Consider the following 14,783-nt stretch of genomic DNA (forward strand, 5'->3'; position numbering starts at 1 on the left):
GCACGTGCCGGGTCCGCCACGACCGGGAGCATCCCCGCCGCCCCGCACGCACGACGGCCCGCCCCGGCAGAACCGGAACGGGCCGAAGGAGCGGAGCGAACCGCCGGCGTCAGTGCGCCGCGGCGGGGATGCTCCCGGTCGTGGCGGACCCGGCACGTGCGAGCCGCTCGACCCGCACCGACTGCCGGTTGATGAGCAGGCCGCCGGCGAGGGCGACGAGCACGAGCACCCCGGCCGAGATGCCGAACGCCGCGTGGTAGCCGTCGAGCGTCGCCTGGGCCTGCTGCAGCTTGGTCGGGGCGGCGGACAGCCCGGACAGGCTGTTCGACACCACGTCGGCGAAGATCGTCGACAGCAGCGCCGTGCCGATCGAGCCACCGATCTGCTGCATGGTGTTGACCGTCGCCGAGGCCACACCGGCGTCGGCCCGTGCGACCCCGGTCGTCGCGGTGTTCATCGCGGACGAGAAGATCGTGCCCATGCCGAGGCCGATCACGATCAGCGCCGGCAGGACGGTGCCCGCGTAGGAGCTGTCCAGGTCGGTGCGGAGCAGCAGGAGGAGCCCGGTCGCGGCGACCAGGCCACCGGCGAAGATGAGCACCTTCGGCCCGACGCGCGGCAGCAGGCGGCCACCGATCTGCGTCGCCGAGATCATGATCGACAGCGGCATCGGCAGGAACGCGAGACCGGTCTGCAGCGAGCTGAACCCGAGGGTCTGCTCCAGGTAGTAGGTCAGGAACAGGAAGATGCCGAACATGCCGATCGCGACCAGGCCGATCGCGATGAACGAGCCGCCGCGGTCACGGTCGAGCACGACGCGCAGGGGCAGCAGCGGGTGGGCGACGCGGGTCTCGATGAACACGAACGCGGCGATCAGCACGACGCCGCCGGCGAGCATGGCGATCGTGACGGGGGAGTCCCAGCCGTTCGTCTCGGCGTTCGAGAAGCCGTAGACGACGCCGACCAGCCCGAGCGTGATGGTGATGACCCCGAGGACGTCGATGCGCGGACGCTCGACCTTCGGCGGGCGCTCCATGAAGACCAGGGCGCCGATCACGCCGAGCACGGCGAAGACGACGTTGACGTAGAGGCACCAGCGCCACGAGGCGTACTCGGTCAGCACGCCGCCGAGCAGCAGGCCGATGGCCGCACCCGAGCCGGCGATGGACCCGAAGATGCCGAACGCGCGACCGCGCTCCTTGGGGTCGCGGAACGTGGTGGTCAGCATGCCGAGTGCGGACGGGGCGAGCAGTGCGCCGAAGACACCCTGCAGCGCGCGGGCCGCGACGAGCAGGCCGAACGAGTCGGCCAGGCCACCGAGCACCGAGGCGACGGCGAAGCCGACGAGCCCGATGATGAAGGTGTTCTTGCGGCCGAACAGGTCGCCGAGACGACCGCCGAGCAGCAGCAGCGAGCCGAACGCCAGCGAGTACGCGGTGACGATCCACTGTCGCTGGTCGGTGCCGAAGTCCAGGTCGGCCTGGGCCGAGGGCAGGGCGATGTTCACGATGGTCGCGTCGAGCACGACCATCAGCTGTGCGAGGGCGATGACCGCCAGGGCGATCCAGCGGCGGTTGCTCTTGGCGGGGGTGGTGCCCGGAGTCGTGGGTGCTGTCCCGGTGGGGGTCGGCACGGTGTGTTCTGCCGTCACGGCAGCCTCCTTCGAGAAGGTTGGAGGGTGGGGTGGAGGTGCGCGCCGTCGGGCACTCCGGAGATGTGGTGGTGACGAAACCGGATGCGGGGCATCCGTTTGTGGTCAGTGTAGACCGAAACGGAAGGAGTGCATCCACTTGTTCCCAGAAAGTGCAACTACGGTCGGATCGTGAGCACCACCGACTCTGCGTCCGACCTCGAGCGACCGCTGCGCGCCGACGCAGCGCGCAACCGCGAGCTGATCCTGCAGACGGCGCGCAAGTGCTTCGCGGAGCGCGGGCTCTCCGTCACGTTGAACGACATCGCGCACGAGGCCGGCGTCGGGGTCGGCACCGTCTACCGACGCTTCGCCGACAAGGACTCCCTGATCGAGGCGCTGCTCGCCACCAAGTTCGAGGCCATGAACGACGCCGCAGCGCGTGCCGCGGACGTGTCCGACCCGCGTGAGGCGCTCCGGGTGTACCTGATGGGCGTCTTCGCGTTCCGTGCACGCGACCGTGCCCTCGCCGACGCCATCGTCCGTGCCGGCAAGGCCCGTCCGTCCATCGTGCAGGAGCGCGACCGGCTCGAACGTCAGGTCGCCGCGATCATCGGCCGTGCCGAGACCGCCGGCGTCGTCCGCCCCGGCTTCGACTCCCGGGACCTGCCGATGCTCACCGCGATGGTCGGTGCGGTCGCCGACGCCACCCGCGAGCACGACCCGGACGCCTGGCGCCGCTACGCGGAGCTCCTGATCCAGGGCGTCCTGCCGGGCACGGGCGACACCGCGCCGATGCTCGGCGACCCGCTGGACCGCGAGTCGATCGAGCGCGCGCTGCACGCGCAGTCCTGACCAGGGACCCACCGGAGGCCCGTGGCGGTGCCGCCACGGGCCTCCGGTCCGGCGGTGGTCGCCACCAGAGCGCCCAGCGCGACGGGCGCGGCCGGACTGGCCGGACCCGCGGGACCGGCTACAGCCAGCTGGGGATCCAGTAGTGCGACCGGACGAAGTCCCACGGCATCTGCATCGCCGTCCACATCGGGTACCAGTAGACCGAGGCCAGCACGACGACGCCCAGGTACACGCCGACCCACAGGATCGCCCGTGACCGGCGTGACCGTTCGTCGCTCCGCCTGCCGAGCACCAACCCGATCGCGGCGGCCAGCGCCATCACCATGTAGGGCTCGAAGGCGATCGTGTAGAACTGGAACACCGTCCGGTCGACGTACATCAGCCAGGGCAGGTACCCCGCCGCGACGCCGAGCAGGACGAAGCCGTACTCCCACTTCCGGCGCAGGACCCAGAGCACGAGCAGCGCCACCGTGGCGATAACCGAGGCGTACCAGATGAACGGGTTCGCGATGCCGGTGATCGCCTCGCCGCAGCGGTTCGCCCAGCAGCCGTCCTGCCCGGCGTCCGTGCCGACGTAGAACATCGACGTCGGGCGCTGCATCACGAGCCAGAGCAGCGGGTTCGCCTGGTACGAGTGCGGGGTGTGCAGTCCGATGTTGAAGGCGTAGATCTCCGACTGGTAGTGCCACCAGTTCTGCAGGCTGTCCGGCACCCAGGCGAGCAGCCCGGTCCAGCGTTCGCCGCCCGAGGACAGCCAGTTGCGGTCCCAGCCGTCCTTCGACACGAACCAGCCCGTCCACGACGCCACGTAGGTCACCGCGGCGATCGGCACGGTCAGCAGGAACGACACCGGTGCCTGCTGCAGCAGCGCGCTCGACGACCAGAACTCGACCCCGGCGCGGCGGCGCATCATCATCTCGCTCAGCACGGAGTACACGGCGAAGAACGCCAGGAAGTACACCCCCGACCACTTCGTCGCCGCTGCCAGCCCCAGGGCCAGGCCCATCGCGAACAACCACGGCCGCCACCAGAGCACCGGACCCCACAGGGTGGTCCGGCCGGCGGCGGCGCGGGCGGCGACCCACTCGTCGAGTCGCCGTTGACCCTGCCGACGGTCGAGCAGCAGCGCCCCGAACCCGAGGATGACGAAGAAGGTCAGGATGCCGTCGAGGAGCGTCACCCGTGACATCACGATCGCCTGCCCGTCGATCGCGAGCAGGAAGCCGGCGAGCGTGCCGATCATCGTCGAACGGAACAGCGACCGGGCGATCACCGCGGTGAGGAACACCGTCGCGATGCCGAGCACGGCCACCGTGAAGCGCCAGCCGAACGAGTTGTCGGCCCCGAACAGCAGCATCCCGAGGCCGATGAGGTACTTGCCGAGCGGCGGGTGCGCGATGAACTCCGCGGCGCTCGTGAAGATGTCCGTCTCGCCGCGAACGAACCGGTCGTCGGTCGTCGGGGCGGTGTCACCGCTCGGGTTCGCGGGCCAGGTGCCCTCGTACCCGAGGTGCACGATCGACCAGCCGTCCTTGACGTAGTAGGTCTCGTCGAACACGAGCGAGTGGGGGGTGCCGAGGTTCACCAGCCGCAGCACGGCGGCGAGCAGCGTCACCGCGAGCGGACCCGTCCACCGCCACACGGCGACCCGCTGCGACGTGGAGAGCACCCGCCCCCACCAGTCGTCCAGGCGCGAGCCGACCGGCCGGTCGGGCACGGCCGTGCGGTCGTCGGTCAGCTCGCTGGTCATCGCTGAGCATCCTACGGATCGACCGCACGTCCCCGCTGCGACGGCGGTGCTCGCGCCGCGCGGCCGCGCCGGAGTCGCCGTGCGGGGACAATGGGTGCGTGATCGTCCTCGCAGCAACGCCCATCGGCAACCTCGGGGACGCCTCGCGCCGTCTCGTCGAGACCCTCTCCAACGCCACGGTCGTCGCGGCGGAGGACACCAGGACCGCCATCCACCTGATGCGCGCCCTGGGCATCGAGAACCGTCCGCGGCTCATCGCCCTGCACGAGCACAACGAGCGGGCGAAGGCGTCCGAGGTCGTCGAACTCGCCCGCGACGAGGACGTCGTCGTCCTCACCGACGCCGGCATGCCCGCGATCAGTGACCCCGGTTTCCCGCTCGTCGAGGCCGCCGCGGCCGCCGGGGTCACCGTCACAGCCCTGCCCGGGCCGTCGGCCGTGCTCATGGCGCTCGCCGTGTCCGGGCTGCCCACCGACCGCTTCACGTTCGAGGGGTTCCCGACCCGCAAGGCCGGGGAGCGCCGCCGGGCGTTCCAGGCGCTGGCGGGGGAGCAGCGGACGATGGTGTTCTTCGAGTCGCCGCACCGGCTGGCCGAGACCCTGGCGGACATGGCCTCCGGGTTCGGGGGTGACCGCCGTGCCGCGGTCTGCCGCGAGCTCACGAAGCTGTACGAAGAGGTCCGTCGCGGGCCGCTGGACGAACTCGTCGCGTGGGCGTCCGAGGGTGTGCGTGGCGAGATCTGCATCGTCGTCGCCGGCGCGGCAGAGGCCACGGAAGAAGCCACGCTCGACGACGGGGTGCGCCTGGTGCTCGAGCGGGTGGCCGCCGGCATGCGCATGAAGGAGGCCGCCGCGGCGGTCGCGGACGCGACCGGGCTGTCGAAGCGGGACCTGTACGAAGGGGCGCTCGCGGCGCGCTGAGCGGGCACGTCACGTTCGCGTCCGCCGGTCTGGAGGCGCGGGGCGGGCCCGTCACGGGCCTCCAGGACCCGGTTCTCCACAGTCCACCGACGCACGCGTCATCGGGGTTCCGAGCGCCCGTAGGATGGTCCGCATGTCCGCCGGGTCCTCGTTCAGCATCACCACGCCGATCTTCTACGTGAACGACGTGCCCCACATCGGGCACGCCTACACCGAGGTCGCCGCGGACTTCCTCGCGCGCTGGCACCGGCAGCGCGGTGACGACACCTGGCTGCTCACCGGCACCGACGAGCACGGGCAGAAGATCCTGCGCACCGCCTCGGCGAACGACGTCTCACCCAAGGAATGGGCCGACCGCCTGGTCAACGACGCCTGGAAGCCACTGCTCGACACGGTCGACGTCGCGAACGACGACTTCATCCGCACCACCAACGAACGGCACGAGCGTGGCGTGACGGCGTTCCTGCAGAAGCTCTACGACGACGGCTTCATCTACGCCGGCGAGTTCGAGGGCTTCTACTGCGTGGGCTGCGAGGAGTACAAGCAGCCGAGCGACCTGGTCGCCGGGACCGGTGCCTACGAGGGCCAGCAGGTCTGCGCGATCCACTCGATCCCGGTCGAGGTACTGGCCGAGCGCAACTACTTCTTCCGGATGTCCGACTTCGAGCAGCGCCTGCTCGACCTGTACGAGTCGAACCCGCTGTTCATCCAGCCCGAGAGCGTCCGCAACGAGATCATCTCGTTCGTCAAGCAGGGGCTCCGCGACCTGTCGATCTCGCGCTCCAGCTTCGACTGGGGCATCAAGATCCCGTGGGACAGCGACCACGTGCTGTACGTGTGGTTCGACGCCCTGCTCAACTACGTCACGGCGCTCGGCTACGGCACCGACGACGACGAGGCCTTCCGGCGCCTCTGGCCGAGCGTGCACATCGTCGGCAAGGACATCGCCCGCTTCCACGCCGTCATCTGGCCGGCGATGCTCATGGCCGCCGGGCTGCCCGTGCCGGAGCGCGTCTTCGGCCACGGCTGGCTGCTCGTCGGCGGCGAGAAGATGTCCAAGTCGAAGCTGACCGGCATCGCGCCGTCGGAGATCACCGACACGTTCGGGTCCGACGCCTTCCGCTACTACTTCCTGCGCGCCATCACCTTCGGGCAGGACGGCAACTTCAGCTGGGAAGACATCTCGGCGCGCTACCAGGCCGAGCTCGCGAACGGCTACGGCAACCTGGCGTCACGCCTGGTCGCCATGCTGCAGAAGTACTGCGACGGCGAGGTCCCGGCGCGCGGTGCGCTGACCGAGTCCGACCAGGCGATCGATGCCCTGGCCGTGTCGGTCACCGAGCGTGCCGACGCCGCCATCGCCGCCTTCGCCCCGCACGAGGCCATCGCGAGCGTGTGGGAGCTCGTCGACGCCCTGAACGGGTACATCACCGAGCAGGCGCCGTGGGCCCTGGCGAAGGACGACGCCAACCGCGAGCGCCTCGGGACCGTCCTGACCACCGCGCTCCGCGGCCTCGGCACCGTCACCGTCCTGCTGTCCCCGGTCATGCCGAAGGCGACCGAGAAGCTCTGGGCCTCGATCGGCGCCGGCGGGTCCGTCGCCGAGCAGCGGGTCGACCGTGCGTTCGAGTGGCAGGGTGCGTCGCACGTGGTGCCGCTCGAGAGCGGGCTCTTCCCGCGGATCGAGCAGGTCTCCGCGTGACCGACGCCGAGTCGCACGTCCGGTCCCGCGGTGACGGGGCGTCCGGTGGGTCGAAGCGCGACCTGACGTACCCGCCGCTGCCGCAGGCGCTCGTCGTGCCGGTGTACGACAACCACACCCACATGGAGATCGCCGACGGTGTCGGCGACGGGGGTGACGGTCCGCTCGAGTACCGCGAGCACCTCGACCGTGCCTCGAGCGTCGGCGTGCGTGGAGTCGTGCAGGTCGGCACGGACCTCGCCACCTCGGAGTGGTCCGCGTCGATCGCCGCTCGGGAGCCCCGGGTCCTGGCAGCCGTCGCGTTGCACCCGAACGAAGCGCCCGTGCTGCAGGAACAGGGGCTGCTCGACGAGCACCTCGCCGGCATCGAACGGCTCGCCGCGCTGCCGCGGGTCCGGGCGATCGGTGAGACCGGCCTCGACTTCTTCCGCACCGGCGAGGACGGCCGCGACGCCCAGGTCCGTTCGTTCGAGGAGCACATCCGCATCGCGAAGGAGCACGACCTCGCGCTGACGATCCACGACCGCGACGCACACGACGCCGTGGTCGAGGTCCTCGACCGCGTGGGTGCCCCGGAGCGGACCGTCTTCCACTGCTTCTCCGGCGGCCCGGACCTCGCCCGGCTCTGCGCCGAGCGCGGCTGGTACATGTCCTTCGCCGGCACCGTGACGTTCAAGAACGCCGCACTGCTGCGTGAAGCCCTGGTCGTCGCCCCGCGGCACCTGATCATGATCGAGACGGACGCGCCGTTCCTGACGCCCACCCCGTTCCGCGGTCGCCCGAACGCGCCGTACCTCATCCCGCTCACCCTGCGGTCGATGGCGGAGACGCTCGGCACGGACGCCTCGATGCTCGCGGCCCAGATCGCCTCGAACACCGAGCTCGTCTACGGCGCGTGGGACGCCGAGCCCGTGACGGTGGACGAGTAGTCGTGGGCGCACTGCTCGGCCCGGCGGAGATCCGGGAGCTCGCGGCCGAACTCGACGTCACCCCGACGAAGAAGCTCGGCCAGAACTTCGTGCACGACGCCAACACCGTGCGGCGGATCGTGTCGGTCGCCGGTGTGACCCCGTCGGCTCAGGTGCTCGAGATCGGTCCGGGGCTCGGGTCGTTGACGCTCGGCCTCACCGAGACCGGCGCCCCCGTCACCGCCGTCGAGATCGACAAGCGCCTGGCCGCCAAGCTCCCGTCGACGGTGTCGTCGATGCAGCCGGACGCGTCGCTGACCGTCGTGCAGCAGGACGCCATGACCGTCGCCGCGTCGGACCTCGACACCGCACCGACGCACCTGGTCGCGAACCTGCCGTACAACATCTCCGTCCCCGTGCTGCTGCACCTGCTCGCGACCTTCCCGTCGATCGAGCGGTCACTCGTGATGGTGCAGGCCGAGGTCGGGTACCGGCTCGCCGCCACCCCCGGCAGCAAGGTCTACGGGTCGCCGAGCGTCAAGGCTGCCTGGTACGGCGCGTGGAGCACCGCGGGACTGGTCAGCCGCCAGGTCTTCTGGCCGGTGCCGAACGTCGACAGCGTGCTGGTGGCGTTCGACCGGCACGAGCCCCCGGGCGACGAGGCCCTGCGGTCGCAGGTGTTCGCCCTGGTCGACGCGGCGTTCCAGCAGCGCCGCAAGATGCTGCGGCAGAGCCTGTCCGGCGTGCTCGGCGGCAGCGCGCACGCGTCCGAGGTCCTGGCAGCGGCGGGCATCGACCCGACCGCTCGGGGCGAGGCGATCGGTGTCGACGACTTCGTGCGGCTCGGGCGGACGGTCCTCGCTGCTGCCGAGTGACATCTGGCCAACGGACAGGCAGCGAAATACGGAATGTTCGGTGGCGTCCGTTCGGCGCTCCTACGGTTGACTCCATCAACCAAGGAGGCATCGTGCGACCAGCCGAATCACCCCGCCCGCTCCGCCGTGTCCCGACCGAGGCGCAGGCCGCAGAGGGACGTCTTCGAGCGCTTCGGCGAGCTGACCTCGACCATCAGCGAGCAACGAGCATCTCCACTGCGGGGGAACGTCGAGCCCTCTTCGCCGGCACCCCGCGACCGGAGGGCACGTTCGAAGAACGTCGCGAGCGCCGGCGACGAGCGTCCGAGTTGATCGATCCGGACTTCTGGGTCGAGCCGACCGCGGCGTTCCACAGTCGACTCTGACCGTGTTCGGTCGACTCGAGCCGCATCAGTTCGACGAGCACCGGGTCCTCGAGTTCAACGACTGCGCCGCCAGGCCGGACGTCGTCCTCGTCGGCTCCAGTTTCGTCCGGAGCGCCCTGCGCCGATGCGAGCGTCAGGATGCCGAGGTGGTCACGTTCCTCGATCACCTCGACCTGGTCGGCACGGAGATCCTGTACAGCGCCTACACGGAGTTCGAGGTGCTGCAGGCTGCTCACGGGATGGGTGCGGAAGCCGCTGGTCGCCACGTCGCTGCGTGGAGGGAATTGCTGCGGTCGACTCAAATGCACTGGGTCGGGATCGATGCTGTCAGCGACGAGGTCCCGCACCTCATGGAGCAGTTCGGACTGACCGTCTCGGGTGCCGTGCACGTCGCAACAGCGGCGAACTGGGAGGTCGACGGCTTCGTGACGGTCGATCCGGCATTCGGGGTGGTCGACAAGGAGCGCCTGCCGAGGTTCCGTGGTCCCTGCGAGCCGGGGTGCCTCGCACCGAACACGGAACCTCGCACCGTGCGAACGCCGGCCGTCGCCTGTCTCAGTGCTCGCGGGACGCCATCATCTCGAGGATCTGCTGGTGGTTGCCGTTCCGCTCGGCGAAGCGCAGCGGGTGCACGTTCTGCACCAGGATCTCCGGGGCAGCGCCGGACTCGATGAGCGCCATGACCTCGTCGGCGAAGGCGTCGAGCGGCATCCCGCCGAAGTCGGCACCGCCCATCAGGTCCGTCGACACCGCCGGGGGAGCGAGCTCGAGCACCTCGACGGACGAACCGACGAGCTGCTGACGGAGGGCCTGGGTGTACGAGTGCACCCCGGCCTTCGTGGCGTTGTAGGTCGGCGTCGCGGTCAGCGGGACGAACGCGAGGCCTGAGGTGACGGTCATCAGCGTCGCGGCGGGCTGCTCGAGCAGGTGCGGCAGGAACGCGTCGATGAGCCGGATCGTGCCGACCAGGTTCGTCTGGATGGTCTCGATCGCGTCGTCCATGTGGTCGGAGGAGCGCAGGTCCTCGTTCCGCATGATCCCGGACATGGTGATCAGGGTGTTCAGCGAGGGGTACGCCTCGAGCACGGTGGAAGCGGCCGACGCGATCGAGTCAGCATCGCTGACGTCGATCTGCACGGTGCCGAAGCCGTGCTCGGCGGCGAGGGAGTCGAGGAGCGCCTGGCGGCGCCCGCCGATGACGACGGTGCTGCCGGCGGCCTGCAGACGCTGGGCGAGGGCGAGACCGATGCCCGAGGTCGCGCCGGGGATGAAGACGGTGGAGTTCGTGATGTCCATGACCACCACGATGCTCCGTGGACAGGGTCGCAACCAGAGCGCGGTCATCGGGGGATCGGCGATCCCTGGCACCCGGGCAGGAAGCGGACGATGATCTACCCATGGACCGTGCCGCGCTCGCCGACTTCCTCCGCCGTCGCCGCGAGCTGCTGCGCCCCGAGGACGTCGGCCTCGGGCAGGGGCCACGACGCCGGACCCCGGGGCTCCGCCGTGAAGAGGTCGCTGCCCTCGCCGGCATGTCCGTCGACTACTACACGCGACTCGAGCAGCAGCGCGGACCGCAGCCGTCCGAGCAGATGATCGCCGCGATCGCCCGGGCTCTGCGCTGCAGCCTCGACGAGCGCGACCACCTGTTCCACCTGGCTGGGCAGAACGCCCCGACCCGCATGCACCGCGCCGACCACGTCGACCCGGCGATCCTGCGGGTGCTCGACCGGCTCGAGGACACCCCGGCGATCGTCGTCAGCCACCTGGGCGAGACCCTGGTCGAGAACCGGCTCGCGGCGGCGCTCCTCAGCAGCTCGGTCGACCTGCCGGGCAACCGGCGGTACCAGGCGTGGCGGTGGTTCGTGACGGGTGAGGAGCTCGCGAAGTACGCACCCGAGCAGCACGAGCGGCTGGGGCGGGTGGTGGTCGCGTCGCTCCGGGCGACCGTCGGGCTCGCGGGCCCGGGAGACCGCCGGGCGACCGAACTCATCGCCGAGTTGCAGGCGCGCAGCCCCGAGTTCTGCGACCTCTGGGCCAAGCACGAGGTGGCCACACGCTGGTCGGACAACAAGACGATCGTGCAGCCGGAGCTCGGGCGCATCACCGTCGACTGCCAGGTGTTGCACACCGACGACCAGGCGCAGGCACTGCTGCTGTTCACCGCGCCTCCAGGATCAGAGGACGCGCAGAAGCTCGAGCTCCTCGGCGTCGTCGGACAGCAGACCTTCGCCGGCTGACGACCTCGCACCGTGCGAACAGCGCCCCGAGAAGCAACGCCACGTCACACACTTGGCCGCGTGCGGTATACCGTGCCTAGGGTGGGGGCGTGAGCACTCCGCGCGTGTACGTCATCCACGAGAACCCCGAGTGGTTCCCCCCGCTCGCCGCCGCCTTCGAGGCCGAGGGCGTCCCCGTCGAGGAGATCCTGCTGACCGAGGGGCAGATCGACCTCGCGGCCGAGCCGGCACCCGGCGTCTACTGGAGCCGCATGTCCGCGAGCTCCCACACCCGTGGCCACGAGCACAGCAAGGAGTACACCCGCGCGGTCCTCGGCTGGCTCGAGCGTGCCGGCCGCCAGGTGGTCGGCGGCAGCCACGTGCTCGAGCTCGAGGTGTCGAAGGTCGCCCAGCACGGTCTCCTGCAGCAGGCCGGGTTCGACGTGCCGCGCACCACCGCCGTGTTCGGCACGACGACGCTCAAGGACGCCGCCCGCACCTTCACCGACGGGCAGGACGTCCCCTTCATCACGAAGCACAACCAGGGCGGCAAGGGCCTGGGCGTCCGGCGGTTCGACTCGCTCGCCGAGTTCGACGCCTACGTCGACAGCCCCGAGTTCGAGGCTCCGGTCGACGGCATCACCCTGCTGCAGGAGTACCTGACGGCCCGCGAGCCCTTCATCACCCGCGTCGAGTTCGTCGGTGGCGAGTTCGTGTACGCCGTCCGCGTCGACACCAGCGCCGGCAGCTTCGAGCTCTGCCCCGCCGACGCGTGCGAGGTGCCCCAGGTCATCGCGGGTGCCGTCTGCGACGTCCCCGGCACCGAGACCGTCGGCGCGCCCCCGGCGTTCGCCGTCCGGACCGAGATCACCGCCGAGCACCCGCTGGTCCAGCAGCTCCGCACGTTCCTCGCCGACCAGCGCATCACCATCGCGGGCGTCGAGTTCATGGAGACGACGGACGGCCGCACCGTCGTCTACGACATCAACACGAACACGAACTACAACCCCGCGGTCGAGGAGTCCGCGCCGGCCTCCGGCCCGCGCTCCATCGCGAAGTACCTCGGTGGTCTGCTGGAGACGCAGTACGCGGCGCAGCTCACGGCCTGAGAACGCAAGAACCACCGGACAGGAGGCCCGTGGCGGGCCCGCCACGGGCCTCCCGTCCGCCTTTCCCACACCCCCAAGGAACCAACGTGCGATTCGGATACTGGACCCCGCTCTTCGGCGGCTGGCTGCGCAACGTCGACAACGAGAACATGCCGGTCACCTTCGACTACGTGAAGCGCCTGGCGCAGCGCGCCGAGCGGATCGGCTTCGACCTGACGCTCGTGCCGGAGCTCAACCTCAACGACATCAAGGGCACGGCGGCGCCCTCGCTCGAGGCGTGGTCGCTCGCGGCGGCCATCGCGGCGACGACCGAGCGCCTGGAGATCATGGCGGCGATGCGTCCCGGGTACCACCTGCCCGCGGTGACGGCGAAGCAGGCAGCGACGATCGATGACATCTCGTGCGGCCGGTTCACCTTCAACGTCGTGAGCGCCTGGTGGGCGGAAGAGGCGAAGCAGTACGGCGGGATCTTCTCGGAGCACGACGACCGGTACAAGCGCACCGCGGAGTTCGTCGAGGTCATGAAGGGCCTGTGGCGCGAGACCCCGTACTCGTTCTCGGGCGAGTACTACGACATCGAGAACGCGCACCTCGAGCCGAAGCCCCGCGTGACGCCGCGCATCTACGCCGGTGGGGAGAGCGAGGCCGGCAAGGCAGCGATCACCGGGTACGCCGACGCCTACGTCACGCACGGCGGCACGGTCGAGGAGCTCCGCGCGAAGATCGACGAGATGAAGCAGCGTCGCGTCGACGCCGGCCTGCCGCCGTTCGAGGCGTTCGGCATGGCCGCGTACGTCATCGTGCGGGAGACCGAGGAAGAAGCGCAGGCCGAGCTCGCCCGGATCACCGACGTGCAGCACGGCAAGGCGTACGAGTCGTACCAGGACTTCATCTCGAAGTCGCAGCTCGAGCACGTGCCCTCGCTCGAGGACTACTCGGTGTCGAACCGCGGCCTGCGCCCCGGTTTCGTGGGGACGCCGTCGCAGGTGGCGGACCGCATCCGGGAGTTCGAGGACGCCGGCGTCGACACGCTCCTGCTGCAGTTCTCGCCGCAGCTCGAGGAGATGGACCGGTTCGGCGAGCAGGTCATCCCGCTCGTCCGACAGTCGGTCGGGGCGCAGTCCTGATGGGGGCCGCGCCGACCAACGCGGAGGACGGCTGGGCGTTCGAGACCCGCCAGATCCGCGCCGGCTTCAAGGCCGACCCGGGCTGGGGCGCGAACGTGCCGCCGATCGCACAGAGCGCCGCGTACGTCTACCCGTCGGGCGAGGACGCCGCCGCGCGCTTCATGCTCGACGCCCCCGGCCACACCTACACGCGGGTGAACAACCCGTCGGCGGCAGCCCTCGAACGCCGGATCGCCGACCTCGAGGGCGGGATCGGTGCGCTGGCGTTGGCCTCCGGGCAGGCGGCGACGTCGCTGGCCGTGCTCGGTGTCGCACGCGCCGGTGACCACGTGGTGTCGAGCGCCTCGCTCTACGGCGCGACCTACACGTTGTTCGCGTCGACCCTGCGGGACCTCGGCATCACCTTCACGTTCGTGCAGGACCCGACCGACCTGTCCGAGTGGGCGGCGGCGGTGCGTCCGGAGACGAAGGCGTTCTTCGGCGAGTCCATCCCGAACCCCCGCGGGGACGTCCTGGACTTCGCCGGAGTGGCCGGGGTCGCGCACGGGGCCGGTGTGCCGCTCATCGTCGACAACACCATCGCGACGCCGTACCTGGTGCGCCCGATCGAGCACGGCGCCGACATCGTCGTGCACTCCGCGACGAAGTACCTGGCCGGACACGGCAGCGCCATCGCCGGGCTCGTCGTCGACAGCGGGAACTTCGACTGGGCGGCCCACGCCGACGCCTACCCGCAGCTGGCCACGACCGAGCAGTCCGGCTTCGCGAACACGAACTTCGCCGAGAAGTTCGGGCGACGGGCGTTCATCCAGCGCACCCGCTCGAAGCTGTCCGCCGACCTCGGGCCCGCGATCGCACCGTTCAACGCGTTCCTGGTGCTGCAGGGCATCCAGACGCTGTCGCTCCGGATGGACCGGCACGTGTCGAACGCCGCCACCGTGGCGACCTGGCTCGACGCACACGACCAGGTCGAGCACGTGCACTACGCCGGCCTGCCGGACTCGCCGTGGCACCACCTGCAGCAGCGCTACGTGCCGAAGGGGCCGTCGGCGGTGCTGTCGTTCGACCTCGCCGGCGGGGTCGCCGCGGGTCGACGGTTCGTGGCGGCACTCGAGCTGTTCGACCACGTCTCGAACCTCGGCGACGTCCGCTCCCTCGTCGTGCACCCGGCATCGACCACCCACGTGCAGATGACCGCTGCCGAGCGGGCGGCCGCCGGGGTGGGGGACGGTCTCATCCGCCTGTCGATCGGCCTCGAGCACATCGACGACATCACCGCGGACCTGGCGCGGGGGTTCACGGCAGCCGCAGCGGGATAGGTTG

13 protein-coding genes are annotated in these 14,783 nt (G+C 70.4%); 9 read left to right on the forward strand and 4 right to left on the reverse strand.

The genetic code is table 11. The features are described from left to right. Nucleotides 1-109 precede the first annotated feature (109 nt). A complete protein-coding gene (locus DEJ27_RS13245; RefSeq protein WP_110862400.1) occupies nucleotides 110-1,651 on the reverse strand; it encodes an MFS transporter in 1,542 nt (513 codons plus the stop codon). A 171-nt stretch (nucleotides 1,652-1,822) separates the two neighbouring features. Between DEJ27_RS13245 and DEJ27_RS13250 the strand changes: the two genes are divergently transcribed. Continuing rightward, nucleotides 1,823-2,485, forward strand: a complete 663-nt coding sequence (locus tag DEJ27_RS13250; RefSeq protein ID WP_181420151.1) for a TetR/AcrR family transcriptional regulator — start codon at nucleotides 1,823-1,825, stop codon at nucleotides 2,483-2,485. 118 nt (nucleotides 2,486-2,603) lie between these two features. On the opposite strand, the gene DEJ27_RS13255 is transcribed toward DEJ27_RS13250, so the two are convergent. Further along, nucleotides 2,604-4,235, reverse strand: a complete 1,632-nt coding sequence (locus DEJ27_RS13255; RefSeq protein WP_111091124.1) for a dolichyl-phosphate-mannose--protein mannosyltransferase — start codon at nucleotides 4,233-4,235, stop codon at nucleotides 2,604-2,606. A 98-nt stretch (nucleotides 4,236-4,333) separates the two neighbouring features. On the opposite strand from DEJ27_RS13255, the gene rsmI reads away from it, so the two are divergent. From rsmI to rsmA, 4 genes are all read left to right on the forward strand, one after another. Further along, the gene (rsmI, locus tag DEJ27_RS13260; protein WP_111091126.1) at nucleotides 4,334-5,155 is read left to right on the forward strand and encodes a 16S rRNA (cytidine(1402)-2'-O)-methyltransferase; all 822 of its coding nucleotides are present in this window, start codon (nucleotides 4,334-4,336) and stop codon (nucleotides 5,153-5,155) included. Nucleotides 5,156-5,288: 133 nt separating this feature from the next. Beyond that, the gene (metG, locus tag DEJ27_RS13265; RefSeq protein WP_111091200.1) at nucleotides 5,289-6,857 is read left to right on the forward strand and encodes a methionine--tRNA ligase; all 1,569 of its coding nucleotides are present in this window, start codon (nucleotides 5,289-5,291) and stop codon (nucleotides 6,855-6,857) included. Continuing rightward, entirely contained in the window at nucleotides 6,854-7,786 is a 933-nt protein-coding gene (locus tag DEJ27_RS13270) for a TatD family hydrolase (protein ID WP_110862405.1), read from the forward strand. The genes metG and DEJ27_RS13270 overlap by 4 nt, the downstream gene beginning before the upstream one ends. A 2-nt stretch (nucleotides 7,787-7,788) precedes the next feature. After that, nucleotides 7,789-8,640, forward strand: a complete 852-nt coding sequence (gene rsmA / locus DEJ27_RS13275; protein ID WP_110862406.1) for a 16S rRNA (adenine(1518)-N(6)/adenine(1519)-N(6))-dimethyltransferase RsmA — start codon at nucleotides 7,789-7,791, stop codon at nucleotides 8,638-8,640. A 193-nt stretch (nucleotides 8,641-8,833) separates the two neighbouring features. On the opposite strand, the gene DEJ27_RS13280 is transcribed toward rsmA, so the two are convergent. After that, the gene (locus DEJ27_RS13280; protein WP_146244703.1) at nucleotides 8,834-9,394 is read right to left on the reverse strand and encodes a hypothetical protein; all 561 of its coding nucleotides are present in this window, start codon (nucleotides 9,392-9,394) and stop codon (nucleotides 8,834-8,836) included. Nucleotides 9,395-9,560: 166 nt separating this feature from the next. Beyond that, entirely contained in the window at nucleotides 9,561-10,301 is a 741-nt protein-coding gene (locus DEJ27_RS13285; protein WP_110862454.1) for an SDR family oxidoreductase, read from the reverse strand. Nucleotides 10,302-10,402: 101 nt separating this feature from the next. Between DEJ27_RS13285 and DEJ27_RS13290 the strand changes: the two genes are divergently transcribed. From DEJ27_RS13290 to DEJ27_RS13305, 4 genes are all read left to right on the forward strand, one after another. Next, nucleotides 10,403-11,245: a helix-turn-helix transcriptional regulator gene (locus tag DEJ27_RS13290; protein ID WP_110862408.1), complete on the forward strand. Its 843-nt coding sequence runs from the start codon at nucleotides 10,403-10,405 to the stop codon at nucleotides 11,243-11,245. Nucleotides 11,246-11,334: 89 nt separating this feature from the next. Continuing rightward, on the forward strand, nucleotides 11,335-12,333 hold the full coding sequence (locus DEJ27_RS13295; RefSeq protein ID WP_111091130.1) for a RimK family alpha-L-glutamate ligase: 999 nt from the start codon (nucleotides 11,335-11,337) through the stop codon (nucleotides 12,331-12,333). Nucleotides 12,334-12,419: 86 nt separating this feature from the next. Next, nucleotides 12,420-13,460, forward strand: coding sequence for an LLM class flavin-dependent oxidoreductase (locus DEJ27_RS13300; protein ID WP_071406522.1), 1,041 nt, complete (start codon nucleotides 12,420-12,422; stop codon nucleotides 13,458-13,460). After that, nucleotides 13,460-14,779: an O-acetylhomoserine aminocarboxypropyltransferase/cysteine synthase family protein gene (locus tag DEJ27_RS13305; protein WP_111091131.1), complete on the forward strand. Its 1,320-nt coding sequence runs from the start codon at nucleotides 13,460-13,462 to the stop codon at nucleotides 14,777-14,779. Before DEJ27_RS13300 ends, DEJ27_RS13305 begins: the two co-directional genes overlap by 1 nt. Nucleotides 14,780-14,783: the final 4 nt, after the last annotated feature.

It is taken from the genome of Curtobacterium sp. MCPF17_018, assembly GCF_003234135.1.
Classification (GTDB): Bacteria; Actinomycetota; Actinomycetes; order Actinomycetales; family Microbacteriaceae; genus Curtobacterium; species Curtobacterium flaccumfaciens.

Coding starts and splice junctions, on each gene's coding strand:
- DEJ27_RS13255 (WP_111091124.1), bottom strand. CDS start 4,235: ATGACCAGCGAGCTGACCGACGACCGCACGGCCGTGCCCGACCGGCCG.
- metG (WP_111091200.1), top strand. CDS start 5,289: ATGTCCGCCGGGTCCTCGTTCAGCATCACCACGCCGATCTTCTACGTG.
- DEJ27_RS13285 (WP_110862454.1), bottom strand. CDS start 10,301: ATGGACATCACGAACTCCACCGTCTTCATCCCCGGCGCGACCTCGGGC.
- DEJ27_RS13290 (WP_110862408.1), top strand. CDS start 10,403: ATGGACCGTGCCGCGCTCGCCGACTTCCTCCGCCGTCGCCGCGAGCTG.
- DEJ27_RS13305 (WP_111091131.1), top strand. CDS start 13,460: ATGGGGGCCGCGCCGACCAACGCGGAGGACGGCTGGGCGTTCGAGACC.